This is a genomic window from uncultured Aquincola sp. (assembly GCF_964001545.1).
In the GTDB taxonomy this organism is placed as follows: Bacteria; Pseudomonadota; Gammaproteobacteria; order Burkholderiales; family Burkholderiaceae_C; genus Aquincola.
This window is the reverse complement of record NZ_CAXFDV010000192.1, coordinates 1-2,459: the sequence shown is the minus strand read 5'-3', so window position 1 is coordinate 2,459 and position 2,459 is coordinate 1. Positions and strand designations below refer to the sequence as shown.

Below are 2,459 nucleotides of genomic sequence, written 5' to 3'. Positions count from 1 at the left end.
GGCGAGTTCGAGGTGTTCACCGGCCCGGTGGTCGATGCCTCGGGCAAGGAACGCCTGCCCGCCGGCACCAAGGCCGACCAGGACTGGAAGGACAAGATCGACTTCTACGTCAAGGGCGTAGAAGGCAAGATCCCGTCGGGCAAGTAAGCGCCCGGCCATGGGCCGCCCGCGCGCCGCAAGGCGGCGGGCGGCCTTTTTCATTCCATGCTTCGCGCGGCAGCGGTATCGCCACCCATGATCGAACACCACCACTACCACCCCGTGCTTTTGGCCAGCGCGCTGGACCAGGCCCGTGCCGACGGCCGCCGCTGCCCGGTGCAAGCCCAGCTGCTGGGCACCGACCTGGCGATCTGGCGCGACGACGCCGGCCAGGTGCAGGCCTTCGACGACCGCTGCCCGCACCGCGGCGCCTCGCTGTCGCTGGGCCGCATCGAAGGCAACCGGCTGGAGTGCGCCTACCACGGCTGGCAGTTCGAACCCGGTGGCCGCTGCACCCACGTGCCCGCCGTGCCCGATTGGCAGCCCCCCGAAGGCCACCGCGCCCGCCGCTACCGCGCCCGCGAGGCCTATGGCCTGGTGTGGGTGGCCCTGCTGCCGGCCGATGGCCCCGAGGCCGAACCGCCATTGCCCGATTTCGCCGCCGAGGCCGATGCCCAGCTGCGCAAGGTGAACTGCGGGCCGTATGACGTGGAAACGAGTGCCCCGCGCATCGTCGAGAACTTCCTGGACATGGCCCACTTCGGCTATGTGCATGAAGGCTGGCTGGGCGCGCGTGACAACACCGCCATCGAGCCCTACCGCGTCACCACCACCGAACACGGCTTCATCGCCACCGAATGCCGCGCCTGGCAGCCGGAAAGCAGCGTGCAGGCGGCCACCGGTGCGATGGTGGACTACACCTATGAGGTGAACGCGCCCTACACCGCCATCCTGACCAAGGTGCCCGATGCGGCCACGGTCAGGGTGCAGGGCTTTCGCGAATCGATCGCGATGTTCGTCTGCCCGCTGTCGCCCGAGCGCAGCCGCGCGTGGATCCGCCTGGCGATGCTGGACTGGACCTCCACCGACGCGCACTTGCAGGGCTTCCAGCACACCATCTTCATGCAGGACAAGCCTGTGCTCGAATCACAGCGCCCGCGCCTGCTGCCCATCACGCCCGAAGCGCCGGTGACCGAGCTGCACTGCGCGGCCGACCGCGCTTCCACCGCCTACCGCCGCTACCTGAAGGAACGCGGCATCACCTTCGGCATCTGCTGAAGCATCCGGAGACTTCCATGCCCCTCGAACTGGCTTCCCGCCTCGACAAGATCGGCCGCGACGAGCTGCCCCGGCTGCTGCGCGACATGCCTAAGTGCGAGCTGCACATCCACATCGAAGGCTCGCTGGAGCCCGAACTCATCTTCGCGCTGGCCCAGCGCAACGGCGTGGCGCTTTCGTACCCCAGCGTGGAAGCGCTGCGCGAGGCTTATGCCTTCACCGACCTGCAGAGCTTCCTGGACATCTACTACGCCGGTGCCAGCGTGCTGCTGAAGGAGGAAGACTTCTTCGACATGGCGATGGCCTACTTCCGCAAGGCCGCGGCCGACAACGTGGTGCATGCCGAGCTGTTCTTCGACCCGCAGACGCACACCGACCGCGGCGTGCCGTTCAAGACCGTCATCGACGGCCTGACCCGTGCCAGCGAAACCGCGCAGCGCGAGCTGGGCGTGAGCAGTGCGCTGATCCTGTGCTTCCTGCGGCATTTGAGCGAAGAGGCTGCCCTGGCCACGCTGGAAGAGGCGCTGCCCTACCGCGACCAGTTCATCGGCGTGGGCCTGGACAGCAGCGAGCGCGGCCACCCGCCCGAAAAATTCGCGCGCGTGTTCGCGCGCTGCCGCGAGCTGGGCCTGCACCTGGTGGCCCACGCGGGCGAAGAGGGCCCGGCCGAGTACATCGAGACGGCACTCGACCTGCTGAAGGTCGAGCGCATCGACCACGGCGTGCGCTGCGTGGAAAAGCCGGCGCTGGTGGAGCGCCTGGCCGCCGAGCAGGTACCGTTGACGGTGTGCCCGCTGTCCAACATCAAGCTGTGTGTGTTCAGCAGCATGGACCAGCACAACATCGCATCCTTGCTGGAGGCGGGCCTGAAGGTCACGGTCAACTCCGACGACCCGGCCTACTTCGGCGGCTACATGAACGAGAACTTCGACGCGGTGTTCAACGGGCTGCCGCAATTGGGGCCTCGGCACGCGTACCAGCTGGCGTTGAACAGCATCGAGGCGAGCTTTGGTTCTGACGAGGCGAAGGCGGCATGGGTGGAGAAGCTGGATCGGGTGTTTGCGGACGCTTCGTGAGCTTGTTGCGGTGGATGGTTTGAACACCCTTTCGTGGTGGTTGGCGTGTTTGCTCCGGGCCGTGCGGGCGGGCCCGGGGGCTTAGCTTCCGCGGTCCGCGCTGCGCGCGGACTGCCCTGCGCTGCT

General features: G+C 67.7%; 2 protein-coding genes. Both read left to right on the top strand.

Annotated features, from left to right (window positions below; all coding sequences use genetic code 11):
- Positions 1-234: 234 nt before the first annotated feature.
- Positions 235-1,257: an aromatic ring-hydroxylating dioxygenase subunit alpha gene (locus ABNT58_RS06660; protein ID WP_348752719.1), complete on the top strand. Its 1,023-nt coding sequence runs from the start codon at positions 235-237 to the stop codon at positions 1,255-1,257.
- 17 nt (positions 1,258-1,274) lie between these two features.
- Positions 1,275-2,333, top strand: a complete 1,059-nt coding sequence (locus ABNT58_RS06655) for an adenosine deaminase (protein WP_348752718.1) — start codon at positions 1,275-1,277, stop codon at positions 2,331-2,333.
- Positions 2,334-2,459: the final 126 nt, after the last annotated feature.

Bases quoted from the DNA above. Each gene is read 5' to 3' on its own strand.
- ABNT58_RS06660 (WP_348752719.1), top strand. From the start codon at position 235: ATGATCGAACACCACCACTACCACCCCGTGCTTTTGGCCAGCGCGCTG.
- ABNT58_RS06655 (WP_348752718.1), top strand. From the start codon at position 1,275: ATGCCCCTCGAACTGGCTTCCCGCCTCGACAAGATCGGCCGCGACGAG.